This is a genomic window from Nocardia sp. XZ_19_231, from assembly GCF_015355705.1.
Classification (GTDB): Bacteria; Actinomycetota; Actinomycetes; order Mycobacteriales; family Mycobacteriaceae; genus Nocardia; species Nocardia salmonicida.
In genome coordinates this window covers 90,497-108,400 of sequence record NZ_JACUZI010000009.1, presented here as the reverse complement: position 1 = coordinate 108,400, position 17,904 = coordinate 90,497, and the positions used below count along the sequence as shown (strand labels likewise).

15 protein-coding genes are annotated in these 17,904 nt (G+C 66.4%); 12 read left to right on the top strand and 3 right to left on the bottom strand.

What is annotated here, in order from left to right; translation table 11 throughout:
- The first annotated feature begins 6 nt into the window (after positions 1-6).
- The 11 genes from IBJ82_RS29610 to IBJ82_RS29560 all read left to right on the top strand — a co-directional run bounded on the left by IBJ82_RS29610 (position 7) and on the right by IBJ82_RS29560 (position 13,117).
- On the top strand, positions 7-645 hold the full coding sequence (locus IBJ82_RS29610; RefSeq protein WP_194829285.1) for a hypothetical protein: 639 nt from the start codon (positions 7-9) through the stop codon (positions 643-645).
- Positions 645-1,469 carry a hypothetical protein gene (locus IBJ82_RS29605; protein WP_194829284.1) on the top strand — a complete coding sequence of 275 codons (825 nt, stop codon included), beginning with the start codon at positions 645-647 and terminating at the stop codon, positions 1,467-1,469. Before IBJ82_RS29610 ends, IBJ82_RS29605 begins: the two co-directional genes overlap by 1 nt.
- Positions 1,457-3,076: a hypothetical protein gene (locus IBJ82_RS29600; RefSeq protein WP_194829283.1), complete on the top strand. Its 1,620-nt coding sequence runs from the start codon at positions 1,457-1,459 to the stop codon at positions 3,074-3,076. The genes IBJ82_RS29605 and IBJ82_RS29600 overlap by 13 nt, the downstream gene beginning before the upstream one ends.
- Positions 3,073-4,560, top strand: a complete 1,488-nt coding sequence (locus IBJ82_RS29595; protein WP_194829282.1) for an SCO6880 family protein — start codon at positions 3,073-3,075, stop codon at positions 4,558-4,560. Before IBJ82_RS29600 ends, IBJ82_RS29595 begins: the two co-directional genes overlap by 4 nt.
- A gap of 8 nt (positions 4,561-4,568) precedes the next feature.
- On the top strand, positions 4,569-6,257 hold the full coding sequence (locus tag IBJ82_RS29590) for an ATP/GTP-binding protein (RefSeq protein WP_194829281.1): 1,689 nt from the start codon (positions 4,569-4,571) through the stop codon (positions 6,255-6,257).
- Positions 6,258-6,515: 258 nt separating this feature from the next.
- On the top strand, positions 6,516-8,339 hold the full coding sequence (locus IBJ82_RS35520; RefSeq protein ID WP_194829280.1) for an acyl-CoA dehydrogenase family protein: 1,824 nt from the start codon (positions 6,516-6,518) through the stop codon (positions 8,337-8,339).
- Complete coding sequence (locus tag IBJ82_RS29580; RefSeq protein ID WP_194829279.1) at positions 8,336-8,608, top strand: transposase; 273 nt, start codon at positions 8,336-8,338, stop codon at positions 8,606-8,608. Before IBJ82_RS35520 ends, IBJ82_RS29580 begins: the two co-directional genes overlap by 4 nt.
- Entirely contained in the window at positions 8,609-10,276 is a 1,668-nt protein-coding gene (locus IBJ82_RS29575; protein ID WP_194829278.1) for a peptidoglycan DD-metalloendopeptidase family protein, read from the top strand. It abuts the gene before it with no gap.
- Complete coding sequence (locus tag IBJ82_RS29570) at positions 10,273-10,827, top strand: hypothetical protein (RefSeq protein WP_194829277.1); 555 nt, start codon at positions 10,273-10,275, stop codon at positions 10,825-10,827. The genes IBJ82_RS29575 and IBJ82_RS29570 overlap by 4 nt, the downstream gene beginning before the upstream one ends.
- Complete coding sequence (locus tag IBJ82_RS29565) at positions 10,824-12,650, top strand: type IV secretory system conjugative DNA transfer family protein (protein WP_194829276.1); 1,827 nt, start codon at positions 10,824-10,826, stop codon at positions 12,648-12,650. The genes IBJ82_RS29570 and IBJ82_RS29565 overlap by 4 nt, the downstream gene beginning before the upstream one ends.
- A complete protein-coding gene (locus IBJ82_RS29560) occupies positions 12,647-13,117 on the top strand; it encodes a DUF4913 domain-containing protein (protein WP_194829275.1) in 471 nt (156 codons plus the stop codon). The genes IBJ82_RS29565 and IBJ82_RS29560 overlap by 4 nt, the downstream gene beginning before the upstream one ends.
- Before the next feature lie 84 nt (positions 13,118-13,201).
- Here IBJ82_RS29560 and IBJ82_RS29555 read toward each other — a convergent pair whose 3' ends face one another.
- A complete protein-coding gene (locus IBJ82_RS29555; protein ID WP_194829274.1) occupies positions 13,202-15,196 on the bottom strand; it encodes a zeta toxin family protein in 1,995 nt (664 codons plus the stop codon).
- Positions 15,193-15,420 (bottom strand): hypothetical protein, encoded by a 228-nt coding sequence (locus IBJ82_RS29550; RefSeq protein ID WP_194829273.1) that lies wholly within the window; start codon positions 15,418-15,420, stop codon positions 15,193-15,195. The genes IBJ82_RS29555 and IBJ82_RS29550 overlap by 4 nt, the downstream gene beginning before the upstream one ends.
- Before the next feature lie 530 nt (positions 15,421-15,950).
- Here IBJ82_RS29550 and IBJ82_RS29545 point away from each other — a divergent pair.
- Positions 15,951-17,360: an enoyl-CoA hydratase-related protein gene (locus IBJ82_RS29545; protein WP_194829272.1), complete on the top strand. Its 1,410-nt coding sequence runs from the start codon at positions 15,951-15,953 to the stop codon at positions 17,358-17,360.
- Between the two features lie 3 nt (positions 17,361-17,363).
- On the opposite strand, the gene IBJ82_RS29540 is transcribed toward IBJ82_RS29545, so the two are convergent.
- Positions 17,364-17,873, bottom strand: coding sequence for a hypothetical protein (locus IBJ82_RS29540; RefSeq protein WP_194829271.1), 510 nt, complete (start codon positions 17,871-17,873; stop codon positions 17,364-17,366).
- Between the last annotated feature and the right edge of the window lie 31 nt (positions 17,874-17,904).

The window sequence follows — 17,904 nt, the reverse complement described above, 5'->3', positions numbered from 1 at the left end:
GAATTCATGTCCCCGGTGTGCCGTCGTGCCCTGGTCGGATTCGCTCTGGCCGTCCTCGCCCTGTCAACAGTGGCGTGCGGCAGCGATCCCGACCCCGAATCCGTTGTCCCGTCGTCGGTGTCACCTCCCGACCTGACCTCGGCACCGGCGAAGCTGAGCTGGGACACCTGGCGTGGCGTTCGCCTGCCCCGATCGTCGATTGATGGGCCCTCGCAGTCTGCCCAGGTCGTGGCAATGGGATATCGGCACAGTCCACAAGGTGCAGTGCTGGCCGCGATCCGTGGCCAAGTCCATCTGGGTATGGCGTCGGACTCCGAATGGGGCCGAACTGTCGCCCTGGTGTCGGCGCCGGGGCCCGGTCGTGAGGAGTTCGCCGCGCAGCGAGTCGTGCTGTCGATCTCGGGATCAGTGCCCGCAGAATCGGCGCCCAAGTACATCGCGTTCAAGGTCAACCACTACAGCGATACCGCGGCCGCAGTGCGCATCGTCACCGAGATCGGCACTCCGACACAGACATTCGACTACCCGGTGGCACTGTCATGGATCGACAACGACTGGCGGATCGTGCTCCCCACCAGCGCCGAAGCGATCGATGCCGCTGAGGTGACCAGCCTCGACGGCTACACCCGGCTTGAGGGCAGCTGATGACCCGCACTCGCACCCTCATCCTGGGAATCGTCACCGCGACCGTGCTCATCGCTCTCGCGACGACGCTGGTCGTGCTTCGCCCGCAAGGCAAACCCACCGATGTTCCGGCGTCGGTCGCGGCGGCGACGACAACCGCATCGGCAAGTGGTGAGACAGGATTCGACGATCCAGTCACCGATCAGCTCGGTCGCAAGGTCCTGATGCCGCGCAACCCCGCCGGCGTGGTGCAACCGCAGCGCGACCCGAGCGGAGTCCGCAGTGAGTGCGCGCCCGCAGCGCCCATCACGTCGCCCGAGGGCGTGCAGATCCAACGCAGCTTCAATTTCTCGATCCTGACCTCGGCCACCGACGGGCCCGCGCGACTCGACGGACTCACTCCCCGCGGATATCGGCGCAGCCCGCAAGGCGCTGCCCTGGCGGGATGGAACTTCGCAGCCCGGCTGATGGCCGGTGGCGCCCCGCAACACGAGGCCCTGGACAAGGTCGCTGTGCTCACCCCTTCCGAGCGCACACAGCTGGATGCGCTGTCGGCGACCTCGGCGCCGACCTCGGACAAGGCCGCGAAATACCTGCAGATGATGCTGGCTCCAGAGGCATTTCGGGTGCTCAGCTGCGACCAAGACTTCGTCGCCGTCGAGTGGGCACTGCGCGCCGACGCCGACGCCGCCGGTCGACCCACCACCGAGAAATGGGTGGGACATCGCCTGAACCTGTTGTGGCGCAACGGCGATTGGTCTGCGCAGATGATCCGCGAGCACCAGAGCATCGGCTCCGGCAAGCGGTACGCCTCGTTGGAGGGGTGGACCACATGGACCTGGTGAAGAAGCTTCCAGCCATCGCGATTCTGCTGTTGATTCTGTTCGGCACCGGCGCGGGCCTTGCCGCCGCGCAGCCGACACCGACAACCGAACCGACCCCGGCGACGAGCACCCCGGCGCCCACGACAACCCCACGGACCAGCGCGCCCGCGACCACACCGAGCGCTCCCACGACGTCCTCACCACTGCCGACGGCGCCCTCGGTCGAGCTGCCCGGCTACGCCAACGAGGACAACGAATACACCCAGACCCGCGAGGAGTGCAAAGAGCTAGTCGAAGTCAACATCGACGCGGGCCCGCTGACCGACATCGTCAACGGTGCGATCGAAGGGGTCAACACCTGGGGCTGCAACCAGGTCGCGGTCACCCTGCACCCTATCGATGCCGCGTCGACCGCGATCTCCTCGGCGGTGTCGCTGTTCTGGGGCGACCCTGTCGGCAAGTTCTCCAAGGCGGTCATGGAGGGCAACGTCAACGCCTTTCACACCGTGATGGCGTTCTGGATCCAGATGCCGGTCTCGCTGGTCGACACCGCCAAGATCGACGGAATCCAGAGCTTCACCTGGGATCTACAGATATTTGCCCTCGCCTTCGGCATCGGCACCGGCGCGCTGCGCGTGGCGATCGCCCGACGCCACGCTGTCTCCGAGGGCGCCGACGAAACCGCCCGGATGCTGGTTCGGACACTGTTCTCGATCTGGACGCTGCCCACGATGGTCCTGGTCTTGCACCAGGTCACCGACGCGTTCTCGGTCTGGGTGCTGACCGAGTCGATGGGGGGCGACCCCAACGCCCGGATCACCGCGCTGACCTGGATTGACGAGAAGACCGGCCTCGGCCCAGTGGTGTCTTTGGTGCTTGCCGGGGTCGGCCTGCTCGGCTCGGTCGCTCAACTCGTTGCCATGTTCGTGCGCGAGGCGATCTTGACCTTGGCAGTAGGGCTGGCTCCGATCGCGGCCGCCGCCAGCGCCACCGGCGCGGGCCGCCAAACGTGGTCGTCGATGATCTCCTACACAATCGCGGCACTGCTGTTCAAACCAGTGGCCGCGCTGCTATACGCGTTTGCCTTCACAGTCGCGCAATCGGAGTCGGCGTTCGACGCGATCGCGGGATCGATCCTGCTCGCGTTCGCCGGGCTCGCTCTGCCGTCGCTGATCCGAGTGATCGCGCCTGCGGTGTCGACAATCTCAGCTGGCGGCGGTCAGGTAGCCGCCCTCGCCGGAGGTGCCGCCGGCGCGGCCGCGACAGGTGCGGCGATGGGCGGGTCCGCCGCGCGCGGTGCGGGCAGCTTCATGAAGTCCTTTCAGGGATCGGGCGGCTCGTCTGGCGGCGGCGGGGGAGGCGGAGCACCGGCATCGGGCTCCGTGGGTTCCTCGGGCGGCGGCGGTGGTGGTCGCGGTGGCGGCGGGTCCGGTGGCGGAGGCGGGTCCAATGGCGGTGGCGGTGGTGGTAGAGCCCGTCAAGCCGCGGGTGTCGCGGGCACCGCCGCCACCGGTGTGGGAGTGGCACTCTCGCGCGGGGCCAGCGCGATGCGCGCTCCGGCACGTGGAGTCTCTGGCATGGCGAACTTCGCCGAAGGCGCCGTCGGGCACGGGCAGGTGCCGCGATGAGCGCACAGCAGCTGATCGAACGTCCGCTCTACAGCTCCGGCACCTTCCCGCAGCGCACAGGGTTTTTCGGCCTATCACTGCGCGCGTCGATGTTCGGAGGCGTCGCGATGATCGCGGCGCTGATGACCATGATGACCGCCGGTTTCCTGCCCGGCATCTGCGTCGCCGGTGTGGGTGTCCTCGTCCTGGCGCCGATGGTGATCACCTTCGGCCGCCGAAGTCTGTATGAAGGAATCGAATTGCGCATTCAATGGTGGCGGCGGCGCGCGAACGGCAGCACCGTCTATCGAGGTGGCCCGCATTCCCGCATCCCCGGTGGCCGCTACCGGCTGCCCGGACTGCTCGCCGCGACTCGGCTGCACGAGGGTGTCGACCGGCTCGGCAATCCTTTCGGGCTCATCCACCGCCGTCGCACCGACGAGTACACCGTGGTGCTCGAATGCTGGCCCGGCGGTGATGAGGCACTGACTCAGCCCGAGCGCGACCTGATGACAGCCGACTGGGGTGCCTATCTGGCCGGGTTGGGGCTGCCCGGTGATGTCGTCGCCGCCGTCGCGGTCGTGGAGACGATTCCAGCGACCGGCCTGCGGCTCAAGCGTGAGGTTTCGCGCATGGTGCAGAACTCTGCCTCCACGCTCGCCTCGGACGTGATGATCGAGTCGGCGATCGAATTCCCGGCCGGGAAGCTGCAGCAGATGGCGCGGTTGTCGATCACCTTCAAGGCGACCACCAAGGCCAGGCGGGTCGACGCCGATGAGATGGCCGCCGAGTTGGCCCGCCGACTTCCCTCCCTCTACGAGGATCTGCTCGGTGCGGGAGTCGAAGCACTGCCGATGGCCGCCGCGCAGATCGTGGCCTTCACCCACCGCAGCTACAACCCCAGCGCCGAATCCGACTTCGAGGCGTTGGAAGTCCTCGGCGAAGAGCACGGTCTGGACTGGGAAGATGCCGGTCCAGCGGCCGCGAAAGCCGAATGGGACCACTACCGCCACAACGGTGTTCGCTCGATCGTCTGGGAGATGGCTTCACCGCCCGAGTCGGTTTTCGCCGACACGGTGCTCAAGCCGTTGCTCGACCCGCACGATGCGCTGCACCGCAAGCGCCTGGCCATCGTCTACCGACCGTTCACCGCTGGCGACGCGACCCGCAAAGTCGACCGTGAGTACAAGGACTCGCTGGTCGCGATGCAGCAGGGCAAAGCCGTCAAGTCCGCGGCGAGCGAATTGCGCTTGCAGGCAACCGAACAGCAGCGCGAAGAACAGGTCCGCGGTGCGGGCCTTCTCCGGTACTCGATGCTGCTGACCGTCACCATGACCGATGACATGGCCACCGCAGCGGCGGTCACCGAGTCGCTGGCAGCGCGGGCGCGCATCCGGCTTCACCGCGCTTACGGCACCCAGGACGCGGCGTTCGCGGCGGGTCTGGGTGTGGGCGTGTTGCTGGCTGACCACTCGTCGATGACCTCGATCGCGGCCAACGGATAGGGCGCGACATGGCCAAATCGAAATTCTCTGACGACGAACTCGCCCAGCTCGACGACGATATCGCCAGCGGCGCGGCGGCCGAGCCCGCTCTGTTCTCGGGCAAGGGCCGTGCGCTGGCACGGTGGCGGCGCGAGAACCGCGCCGACGCCACTTCGGTCGACGCCGAAGAGGAAGAGCCGCAATGGCGGCGGGCATACACCGCGTCACCACGCGGCTACCGCGGGCCAGGCGCCGGAACGATGGAGACGGTGCAAGGCCCGCTGGAATGGCAGGCGACCACCGCGCACGCGTGTGGTCTGAACCCGTGGGTTGTCGGCGCCGCCGCCCCGCTCATCGGCACCCCGGTCGGATCACATCTGACAACCGGGGAGCCCGCCACCTGCGATCCCTTGGCGTGGTTCGCTGCGGGGCTGATCTCCAACCCCAGTGCCTTCGTGCTGAGCCTGCCAGGCCTGGGCAAGTCGACGCTGATCCGCAAAATGGTGATCGGCGCCGTCGCCCAAGGCCAAATCGCCCTGATCGCTGGCGATATGAAGCCCGAATACGTCGCGCTGATCTCCAAGATCGGTGGCCAGGTCATTACCTTGGGCCCCGGCAAAGGCCACCTCAATCCGCTGGCCGCAGGGTCGTTGGGCGCGACTCTGCCGGTGCTGGAAGCCAATCGTGAGCACCTCGCCCGGCTGGGCAAGCTCGAAGTGATCGCCGAAACCCAAGAGCTGGTGCATTCGCGCCAGGTCACGATGGTCGCGGCGTTGATCGAGCTGATCCGTTCGGCGCCGGTCGCCGACTGGGAGCACGCGCTGGTGTCGTCGGCGCTGCGCGAGCTGCGCGCCTCGGGGCGATTCAGCTTCGCCGACCCGCCACTGGTGCGCGACCTGGCTGCGCAGATCTCGCAAGGGTCCGAGCGACTGCAGAAGGTCGCTGCGGCGGACTCCATCGTCGAGTACATCGACACGATCAAGCCGCTGCGCCGGTCGCTGGAAGCTCTGCTGGATGGTCCCCTCGGTGAGATCTTCGCCGACCACACCACGGTGCCACTGGATCTGACCGCGCCCGGCATCTGCATCGATGTGAGCGCCCTGACCCGTGGGGATAAGAAGCTCAAGGCCGCCGTGATGCTGGCGTGCTGGAGCGATGCCTTCGGCACCATGGAGGCGGCTCACCTGCTGGCCGAGGTCAAGTTGGCCCCCCAGCGCTACTTTCTCGCGGTGTTGGACGAGCTGTGGCAGGTCCTCGGCGCCGGTGCGGGGATGGTCTCACGCATCGACGAACTGACCCGCCTCAATCGCACTGACGGCACCGGCTTGTTGATGATCACTCATACCGGTCGCGATCTGGAGACGCTGCCGACCGAGATGGACGTCAAGACCGCCAAGGGGTTCATCGAGCGGGCCGGGATGGTGATCTGCGGTGGACTGCCTGCGGGCGAGCTGACCAGGCTCGAAGATGTCTTGCAGTTCACCACCGCCGAGCAGGGAATGATCACCTCCTGGTCGCGTGGTGCGCCCCTGCGCCGCCATGGTCGCGGTCGCCGTCAAAAGCCTGCGGGCATCGGCAAATTCATGATCAAGATCAGCAAGGACGGCGCTCCGGGGATCCCGGTGCAAACCCAGCTGACCTCGATCGAGGTCGACGAACAACTGCACGACACCAACGTGCGGTTCAACGAGCTGTTCGAGCTCCAGGGTGTGCGGTGAGCTCCGAAGCGCACCGCCGCATTGACACCGCTTCATGCCGGACGGCCACACCGCCGTCGCACCCAACAACCTCCAGCCGCTAGGCACGACGCAACGAGACAGGGACAACCCCCGATGACGATCTTGAACACATCATTGCACTCAGCTACCACTCCATCGGCAGATCGGAACCGGCGCGCACCGGAGCCTGCTGCGGCGCTAGGACGAGTCGTCTTCGGCGACGCAGACGCGTATGAGCACCAGATGCGGTTCCGCGATGTGGTGGCCGCACTCGGCGACACACCCGGCACCGGGTCGACCCAGGCCGACGAGGCGCGCCAAGGCTATCTGCTGCTGGAACGAGCCATCGACGCGTTGGGCGGATCGACGCGGGCAATCGCGGCACAGGACCGCGACTCGTACGCGTTGTTCGACTGGGCAGCCGCGCTGGCCCCGCACTTGCTGCCGTATCTGTCCGGGCATGTGAAGTTGACCGTCGCAGCGATCGAGGAACTGGGTGACGGGAGCCGGTATCAACACTCGTGCCTGCAAGAACTCGACAGCGGCCGCACGGTGGGTGTGGCGATGGTGACCGAGTTGGGGCACGGCACTGATGCGTTCAACATGGAGACCACTGCCACCTGGCAACCACGCGAACGCGCCTACCGCCTGAACAGTCCCACCCCGGCGAGCGTGAAGTTCATGCCCAACGTCGCCGCGACGGGGGTGCCCAAGACCGTGATCGTGATCGCCCGACTGATCGTGAATGGCACCGATGAGGGAGTTTGGCCGTTTCTGCTGCCGTTACGCACAGTTGAGGGCCTCGTGGACGGCGTCGATGTAGCGGCGTTGCCCGACAATGGGTACGGGTTGGCGATGGACAACGCCGAGACACGGTTCGACGGTGCCGTGGTGCCGGAGTCGGGTCTGCTCGGCGGGGATGTGGCCTGGTTCGATGAGCAAGGCCGGTTCCACTGCGAGCTGACTGCGGCGCAACGGTTCGCGCGCACGATGAGCCCGTTGACTCCAGCGCGGTTGTGTATGGGCGGTGCTGCGGTGTCTGCGGCTCGTGCCGGGCTGGCGTTGACCATCGGCTATGCCAGTCGGCGCGTCATCCGCGCAACCGGGGCAACCATGCTGTCCAGCGACCATGTCGCACAGCATCTGGTGGGGGCGATGGCTGATGTATGGGCGATGACATGCCTGGTCAACAGCGTTCGCAGCCAATGTGAGGACGCTGGCGCCGAGGAGTCGGCTTTGTGGGCGATGCTGGTCAAACCTGTCGCATCGCGTACGGCGTGGGAATCGCTCGAGGTGTGCCGACAGCGCACCGCTGCGCAAGGCATGCTCCGCGCCAACTACCTGACTGACTGGATCAGCCTGTGCCAGGGCACATTGACCGCCGAAGGCGAGAACTGGGCCATGCTGGGCGCGGCTGGCCGCGCTATCCGTCGGTCCGGAGTCCCCACTCTGACCAACAGTATCCCCGGCAACGGTGCGCGGGCATGGTGGCATCAGCTGCTGGCCAAGCGTGAGCGGCTTCTACTCGTCGGCATTGAGATGTGGGGGCACCCCGACTCCAACGCGATCGATCTCGCGACCGCTGTCACGGACCGGGTCACCGTGGACGCCATGATCACAGCCGCCAAGGCTACGAATGACACTGCCACACAACAGATCCTCACGGACCTCGCCGAGGTGTACGCGCTGCGCAGAGTCAGAGCGCATGGCGTGTGGTTCGCCGCGAATGGAGCCCTTCCCGACGACCGGGCGGCCCTGATCGAGGCTGAACTGAGCGGCCTCGTCGACGACGTGGCACCGCACCTGCCGGTTCTGGCCCAGTCGTTCGCGCTGCCTGACGACATGCCTGCGCCGATCGCTGGGGACTACCTCACCTGGTGGACGAAGTACGCCGGCTGGCCGCAAACGCGCCCTGCGGGAGGCTCGGTGGCCCACGAACCCGGACAGCAGTTGTCGTCGTCGGTGTTGTCGAGGAATGCGACAACTCGACGAGAAGAAACGACCGACGCAACTGTCAGAAAACTTGCCAAATCCGCAGGTAGCGGAGCCTGCACACGACAGGTTCGGACAGAACCTATATGAGCGGCTACACCGCGCGGCAGCGTAGCTGGGCGATCACCACCTATCGCGAGACTCGCGAACAGCACCGATCGCGCATGGAGTGCTGCGCGGAGATCGCCAAAGACCTGGGCGCGCACGTCAACACCGTGGTCCGTTGGGTCAACGCGGAATTCGGCACCACCCGAGCACTGTCGACAGAAGAGGTGCCCAGCAAGATCCGCGCGCTGCAGGCCGAAGTGACGCGACTGCGAGCCGCGAACCAGCAGCTCAGTGAAGCGCGGGTGTCGTGAATGCAGGCAGCCGCGAAAGGCATCGCCGCACTACTGGCCATGGCGGCAGGAATCGTGGTGTTCGTCTCGGTGCTGGGCGAGGAACCCGCTGCCGACAAAACGCAGAGTAGTTGCGCGTCCACGGACTCCGGTGCCAGCGCCACAGCACCTGGCACTGTGGCCCAAGGGGTTCCGCCTGGGCAGCGGTCGCGGCCGATGCGCAGCCAAGACGCCAGCGAGTCGTCGGGGTATCGGTCCCCAGATCGGCCCGGCCATCTGGGCGTGGACCTGGCCGGGCCAGAAGGTGCGCCGATCTTCGCCGCCGCCGAGGGCACGGTCGTGGCCGCGGGTGCGGCGTCGGGTTTCGGGTTCTGGATCGTGATCGACCACAACGTCGACGGCGAGGTCTACTCGACCGTCTACGGACACATGTGGGAGAACGGCCTGCTCGTATCCGCCGGCGCGTCGGTCGTGGCGGGCCAGCACATCGCCAATGAAGGATCAGCGGGCGAATCGAGCGGCCCGCATCTGCATTTCGAGGTCTGGAAGGGCGGAAGGTTCTCCGGCGGAAGCGATATCGATCCCAACACCTGGATCGACGGGGCAGCCGAGCCCGGCAGCGCGAGCCCTGGGACGACGTCGCCGCCGTCGCCGACCACCACGGTGCCGCCGACCGTGCTGGCTGCAGACCGCGGAACCGAGATGGCCGCCTTGCCCGAGTCGGTGGGCTCGGAAGCTGAGCTGCAGGTGGACACGATTCGGGTGGCGCGGGCAGTCCACACCCGGTTTCCGCAGATCACGACCATGTACGGGTGGCGCGAGGACACGCTGCCTTATCACCCCAATGGGATCGCGGTCGACGTGATGATCCCCGACCACACCAGTGACAGCGGCCGCGCGTTGGGCGAACAGATCCTGGACTACCTGTGGACCCACCGCGAGCAGTTCGAACTTGCCGACCTGATCTGGCGTGGCCAGTACATCCCGGTCGACGGTGAGACCCAGGCCGCAGATGGCCACTTCGACCACATCCACGTCACCACCGAAGGTCACGGGTTCCCCGTCGACGGCCAAACCTACGGTGCTGCACCAGAACTCGACGGGTCAACATCGCCAGGACCGACCGCGGCGTCGACGACGTGTTCACGCTCGGCAACACAGCCGGGCGGGGGGCTCAACGACGACAGCGAAGCCGAACTGGCCGATGGCGCCGTACCCACCGAGTTCGTCCGCTGGCTCAAGATCTCAGCGCGCCAATGTAGCGAGATCAGTCCGGCGCTGCTGGGCGCGCAGATCAAACAGGAATCCGGGTTCGTCGCCGGGCTCACCAGCCGCGCCGGTGCGCAGGGGTACACCCAGTTCATGCCCGACACCTGGGCAGCCTACGGGCGACCGGTCGACGAGAACGGCAACCCCACCGGACCGGCAGGGGCGGGCGACCCCAACGACATCGGCGACGCGGTGATGGCGCAGGGCGCCTACATGTGCGACTTGGCCGAACAGCTACGCCCCAGCCTGGCCTCCGGCGCCGTCCAAGGAGATCCGACCGAACTGATGCTCGCGGCCTACAACGCGGGCCCCGGCAACGTCGAGTCCTACGGCGGAGTCCCGCCTTTCGCCGAAACCCAGCACTACGTGCAGGTCATCACGACCAATGCCAAGCTCATGGAAGCAGGAATCGCACAATGAGAATCCGTACGATCGCGGCCGCGATAGCCGTCGTCGTTGTCGCGGCGGTGATTGTGGTGATCACCCGCCACATGGTCACCGATCCGCCCGGTCATGACCACGCAGGCGGCGACAGCCACGCACACATCGACCCGCTCGATCCCACCGGCGCCACTCCGGACACCGTCGCGATCAACGCGCTGACCATCGCCTACACCTGGCGGCCGGGCACTGATGCCTCGACCTGGGAGGCATTGCACCGTGCCGCGGCGCTGCTGACCGATCCGCTGGCACGTGCCGCTGCGGCCCGTCCGGATCCGGCACCGAAAGCGTTGCAGGAGTGGTCGTCATGGGTCGATAGCCGCGACCAGGTCAGCGCGGCGGCCGCGCCGCTGGCGCCCGCGACCGTCGACGGAGACACAGCCAGCGTGCTGGTGCGCGTCACCCAAACCGTGCTGCACGCCGGTGGGGCGAGCACTCCGTACTCGAGTCAGGTGATGCAGGTCGAGCTTAAGCAGCTCGGTGAGACCTGGCTGATGGCGCGCTACAACGTGCGGGGTGATCTGCGATGACAGCTCGGTCGACGCGCCCGTCGCCGATTCCCAGCGAGGTCATACTCGGCGTCGGCGGCGCCGCACTGGCTCTCATCGTCGGGTTGGTCGTCGTGGCCTATCGCCTCGGCGGCGGTGACCTGCCCGGTTGGAGCCCGACTTTGCTGATGGAGCTCGCAGCGGGGCGGGGCACGTGGCCGGTGACGGCCACCGCTGTGCTGATGATGGAGTTGATTGCGGTCACCGCCGTCGCAGTCGGTGTCGCGCGGCTCCTCGCGGGCCGCCGGGGGCCGCAGCGCGAAGTCGACGTGCTCGCCAAGACGATGACCGATCCCGCGACCGTCCAGATCCTCGACCCGAAGTGGTCGACCGAGGAAGCCGCCCGGCTGGCGCCGGGGATCGATGCCGCCCATCCGTCCTATCGCGGGGTTCCGATGGGTATCACCGTGCGCCGCGACCTGCCCGTGTTCCTACCGTGGGAATGGGTTGTGGTCGCGCTGGCCGGTACCCGCATGGGTAAGACTGCGGCGCTGGCGATTCCGGCGGCCTGCGCCGCACCGGGTGCGCTGATCGCGACCAGCAACAAGCCCGACCTCTACACCCACACCCGCGGCATCCGTGAGCAGATGGGCACCTGCTGGCTGTTCGACCTGCAAGGCGTCACCACCGGCAAGATCGGGCAGGCCAGTTTCTGGTGGAACCCGCTCAAGCCCATCCACGACTTGCCCAGCGCAAAGAAGGTGGCCGCCTACTTCGTCGGTGCGTCCCGTGAGGACGGCGCCAAAGTCGACTCCTATTTCGACGGCAGCGCGAAAGACCTGCTGGCGGTGTACATGCTCGCCGCCGCGCTGGGAGGCGGTGACCTGGTGCACGCGATCGAATGGATGGCCTCCGAGCAGGACACGATGGCCGCCCACATCCTGCAGATCCATGGCGAAGACGCAGCGGGGCGCACGCTGACCACCAAACAGGGCGTGACCGAACGCCAGCGCGACGGCTTCTTCGACATGGCTCGGCGGTTCTTGGAAACCCTCGATGCACAGCGCTACGCCAAGGCGATCCTGCCCAACGAGCGGGTGATCATCGGCGTCGGCGGCGACGGCAAACTCTCTGTGCGACCCGGCAAGAAGATCCACGACCTGCCCGAGTTCGATCCGGTGTCCTTCGCGCTGGGCCACGACACCCTCTACGCGCTGAGCCGTGAAGGGCCCGACTCCGCGACCGCGCTCAACACCGCGCTCGTCGGGCAGGTCCTCGACCAAGCCGAAGCCGCCGGTGCGCGCACCAAGCACGGACGACTGCCGGTGCCCTTGGTCGCGGTTCTCGATGAGGCCGCCAACGTATGCAGACTGCAGAGCCTGCCAGATCAGTACAGCCACTTCGGATCCCGCGGCATCTTGCCGATCACCATCCTGCAGTCCCCATCCCAGGGCGAATCGGTCTGGGGCAAAGTCAAGTTCCAAATCATGCTCGACGCCTGCAATGGCATCTGGTACGGCGGCAACATCACCGACCGAGAGTTTCTCGACAACATCTCGAACCTCGTCGGCGAGCACGTCGTGCGCCATGACTCCACCTCGACACCGACGGGCTGGTTCTCCGGAGGGAGCGCCTCGCGCAGCTCGTCGTGGCAGAACGAACGGATCCTGACTCCCGACAAGCTGGCCGCGATGCCCTCGGACCGGGCACTGATGATGCTGCCCAGCTCCAAGCCGCTGCTGTTGCGCAAATCCTATTGGTCCCAAGGCCCGTTCGCTGAGCAGATCCGCGCCTCCATCGACGACCACGGCGCTGACGAGGTCGCCGCGGATGCGGTGGTGGAGATGACAAAGGAGACCGAATGATCAACACCGACACCATCGACTGGACAGGCGACGACGAGGTCGATCCCTTCACCGATGAGGAGGAGGCGGCGGAAGAGGAGGCGCCCGCGCCCCCGGAACGCAAGTTCGCCACTGTCATCGACTGGGTCGAGGGCTACCTGGTCAAGATCGTGCGGCGCAAGCTCAACCCGCTCGCAGGCAAAGGCCTGTCGTGGGATGAGCGCTGGTGGATGTACCCCGAGGTCGTGGCCAGGCTGCTCGCGCTGCACGATGCCTGGGAGGAGGCGCGGGCCAGCGATTCCGGATCGGCGATGTCCTCGTGGTGGATTCAGCATCTGGAACCGCAGTTGCGGGTGATCCTCGACGGCGACACCGGACCGATGTCGCTGGCGGCCAAGGACAGTGGGTTCATCGGCCATCCGCCGATGCCGATCGCGGCGGTGCCTGACGAGTTGCGGCCCTACCTCGTTTCGCCGGGGAAGCAGTGAGCCACAACCTGATCTCGGCCGCCATCGCCACCATGCTGGTGACGATGATCGTGGTGATGCTGGCCGTGGCTCACTTCGGCGCGCCTACTCGCCGACCGCAGGCGCTGCCCCCGCCGGTCCTTGCAGACCCGGATCCGGTTCCAGCCACGGCGACGATGATGCCTCGGCGCCGGAATCTCGCTGGAGACGTGGACGGCTGTCCGGCATGACTGCGGTACCCACCGCGCCGAGGGCATCGATCACGCCGGCGTAGTCGCTCGGCACGGACTGGCTGTGGTGCGCGTTCGTCGCTTGCGTCTGCTGGAACACTCGCGGATCGGTGATCGCCTGCCACAGCTCCTGTGTCGGGATGGCGCCGCTGGCGACCGAATCCAGGATCACCCTGGCCCTGGTCAGTTCGGCGGGTGCCAGGGTTCCCTGCTCGGCTTGATCACGCAAGCGAGCGGACTCGGTCCGGATCATGGCGCGTGTCTGCGGGTCGTTGTGCCACTGAGCAACGGCCAGCCAGCGGTCGAGCACCTTGACCGAATCGCGCATCTGGTCTCGGGAGGGCTTCATCCCCCAGCCAAGTTCGGTGTCGGGTGCGAAATACTTCGGTCGGCTCTCGAACAGCTGCCGCGGTCCGTCTGCGGCGTGGAACGCGGGCAGTGCCGCGCGGGGGATGGCCCGTTCCCACCGGGGGTTTCCGGCGTTGTAGAGCTGGGCAGGGTCTGGCTGATACCGCGTCATCGGTTCCACCGCGACCACCGGCCGCGCCAGAAGATCGGCGAATGCCTCGTTGCGCTGCCGGTGAGCGATATTGCCGTCCTGGGTCGGCAGAGCAAGATCGAACCGATCGCGTGGGAACATCGCCTCGAATGCCGCAGGGTTGGATTCGGGGCGGGGAATGCCCACCAGCTGAACACGATCGGACAGACCGTTGTCTTCGAGGACGTCGTGCCACATCTTCAACACGGTGTTGACAAGCATCGGGTTGCGGTCGGGGTGAGCTTCGCGGTCGCGCTCGGCGAGAAACCCCGCCCACTGCGGATACGCCGAGCCCGGTGGCATCGGGGATCTGTCGATATCGATCACCCCGATCACCACACGTGGGTGGGTTTGCAGCATCGCCACGATCGTGTCCAACTGCTGCATGGTCGGGACCTGATACCGGCCGAAGGTCACCGCCGACGACGTCGACTTGCCCGTGTCCCAGGCTGGATCCAGGTGCGCTTGTGCCTGTTGCCACGTCCGCGACAACGTTTGGCGGAACTGAGGTTCCATTCGTGCCCACAGGCTGGCGAACCCGCGCACCCACTCCCGTGAATCCTCGACAGACCACCGGCGTGCCCGCAGAGTCTCGATGACCGTGGCGGTCGGCGTCGGCGAGGACCAGTCACCGTCAGGTACCCGGTATGCCCGAGCCTGGGCGCCGCTGAGTCCGCGCCGATAGATCGACACGGCATCGACGCGGGGATCGTCGTCGAGCCAATCCGCCGAGACCAGGGCCTGCTCGAATCGGACATCATGAGCATCGTCGTCTAGGTGCCGACCGAAGCCGAGCCGGTCGACCGAATCCTGGTATCGGATCATCGTGTTCAGGCGGCTCTCGGGCGCCGATGCAACGACGTGAGCGATCTCGATCCTGTACTTCGGGCCCTGGTCGGTCTTGGCGAACATCGTGATCAAGTGATCGGCTGTCGCGCGGGTATCCATCGGGTGTTCGACGATGACGTCGGCGCGACGTGCATGCAGGTACTGCATCGACATGTCGAGCCAGCGATGGGTGTCGGCGTCGACCCGCTCGGTCAGCCCGACCAGGTCCAGATCCCGCGCCAGCTCGGGGAAGTCGGGATAGAACCCGCGGAACATCGCGATGTCGAGCCTCACCGGAGCGGCGAGACCGTCGATCTCTTGCGCTACCTCCGAGGCCGCCGCAGTCTTGCCCGCGCCGGTCTGGCCGGTAACGAACACCACCTGCGGGTTATCGCTGGTGACGGCATGGGCGAGCAGCGCGGGCGCGATCTGCGTTTCGAAGATCTCGCGGGCTTGCTCGGCAGGTAGTCGGTGGGCACCGCCGACCGGGGTCGGCGAGGTCATCGGCTCGAACTGATGAGGGTGGCCAGCTGCTCCCCGTCGCGGGCGAGCACGTCCTGTACGGCCTGGACGTCACCGACGCGCAGGCCTTGGCGGCGGTCCTTCCACGCGTCGAGCAGCGGGCGGTACTTCGGATTCGCAGGCGCGCGGGTGGCAGCGATGCTGATGAGGTCGGCGAGGATCTGCATGGCCTGCTCGTATTGGGCGGTTTCCTGGACTGACTGCATCCTGTTCTCCATACTCGAAAGATATAATCCGTTCCCGACAGAATATCGATCGCATAACTGATCGGCACAGGTTCACAGCACCACTTTCGAGCCTGGTGATATCTCTCACGATCGCTCGCACAGAATTGTGTGAATCAGCGCTGTTGACTACAGGTCCGACCTGGATCAGGCTCGGAATTCGAGCCGCACTTCGGCAGCTTCTCATATTGTGTTCAGGAGGTACATCGGTGCCTGATCAGCGGGTATTGCTGATGGTGACGGCCGATAATGGCTTTACGCAGCGTGTTTCGGCCATGCTTCGACGGCATGGGCGCATCGTGACGACCTCGGTCGTCGCCAATGGTGACGACATGGATGCTGCGATCGCCGCCGCTGATCCCGACCTCATATTGTGCCCGTACCTGACCGCGCGAATTCCTTCCCGAATCTATTCGACGCGCCGCTGCTTGATATTCCATCCGGGCCCTGTCGGAGACCGAGGGCCGTCATCGCTGGACTGGGCGATAATCGACGAAGATCCGGTCTGGGGTGTGACTGTTTTGGAAGCGGGAGAGGAAATGGACGGTGGCCCGGTGTGGGCTACCCGAACATTCATTCTGCCGGTCCAGCGCAAGAGTGACGCCTACAACGGCATCGTCGCCAGTGTGGGATTGCAGTGCCTGCTCGAAGCGGCGGACCGAGCGTTGGATCCGCTGTTCGTACCCACTGTTCAGGATCGAGCTCACCGACCGGTCGCCCACGCGCGCGAACGGCCGCTGATGGCACAGAGCGATCGCTCGTTCGACTGGGGTGAGCACGCCGACGTTGTCCTGCGCCACATCCGATCCGGAGACGGCTATCCAGGAGTGCGCTCAACGCTGGGCGAGCTCCCGGTCTATCTCTACGACGCGCATCCCAGCCACCGCGAGCACCAGACCGGCCAGCCCGGCGACATCATCGGGCGCCACCACCATGGTGTGGAGGTCGCCTGCGGTGAATCCAGCAGCGTGTGGATCGGGCACCTGCGGGCCCGCATCAGCGACGTTATGAGCTGCAAAGCACCGGCCTCGGCGGTGCTCGCCGCCGCCGGTATCCGCCTCGCTGCCACGCCGCCGACTCTCGACTCGGCGTGGACCGACATGAGCTACGAACGCAGCGGCGCGGTCGGGACGATCACGATCGAGGCCTACAACGGTGCGCTCTCGACCGATATGTGCCTGCGTTTGGGGGAACTGATCCGGTTCGCCGGGCGTCAGGACACACGGGTGTTGGTGCTGCGGTCGCGGGGCAGCTTCTTCCTGACTGGTATCCATCTCGGTCAGATCGAGATCGCCGAGCGCCCTGACGACGAGGCGTGGCACAACATCTGTGCCATCAACGATGTGTGCCGATCGCTGCTTCTGTGCTCGAGTCAGATCACCATCGCCGCGATCGGCGCGAACGCGGCCGCCGGCGGGCTGATGCTGGGGCTCGGTGCCGATATCGCGGTCGCCCGCCGAGATGTCGTGCTGACACCGAGCTACTCGCCGATGGGCTTGACCGGCAGCGAGCTGCACAGCTACACCTTGCCTCGGCGCGTGGGCCGCAGAACCGCCTTCGAGCTGCTCTCCGAACCGGCACCGATCGACGCGGACAGTGCCGCAGCGATCGGGCTGATCGACCAGGTCGGGCTCGGCGAGGACTTCGACGAGTGGGTCGCCGACCTCGCGGCGCGCACGGCCGCGACGCCGGTGTGGAACAAGCAGATCAGCGACAAGAGCGTCCGGTTGACCATGGACTTCTCCCACAACCCGCTCTCGGCATACGAATTCGCCGAGCTGGGTCAGATGTCGCAGGACATCTTCAGTGACCGGCACGGATTCAACAGCAAACGCGGTGCGCTGATGTTCAAACGGAGCAGCAGCCCGCGCACCTACCACCGCGCGGTGCATCCGTCGAAATCAGCCTTTCCGTGGCGGTGACGATCACTTGGGTTGGCGAGGTCGGCGGCCGCGGCGCTCGGTCGCGTCGGGGTCGCGGGCGACGCCGTGGCCCTTCCGTTCGTTGAGCCAGGCGATCACCCCGGCTGTGCGGTAGGTGCGCCAGCGACCGCCGTCGCTGTACTCGATCTCGGGGTCGGCATCGAGGAGTTCTCGGTACTGGGTGATCGACTTACCCTCCAGCCCCACCAAGCTGGCGATGGCGCCCAACGTTCGGAACTCGTCGGGGCTCTCGGGCATTGCCAGTGTGTCGGGCTTGAGGCGCTGCTCCCACGCGTTCAGGAACTCGTCCAGCTCAGCACGTGAGTAGAGGATGTACCGGTTGCCTCGCCCCTGCCGGGGGCGTGTGCCCTTGTCCTGGGGGAAGTCGGGCTGAGTCCGCAGTGACCGCACGGCGATCGGATGTCGACCGATGGCCGTGGCCCATTCCTCCAAGGTGACCAACGTGTCGTCGCTGGTGGGGCTCGGCTGTGTGTCGTCGCCCGGCGAAGTCACAGCAGCTCCTTTCTGTCCTGATCATGGTTCG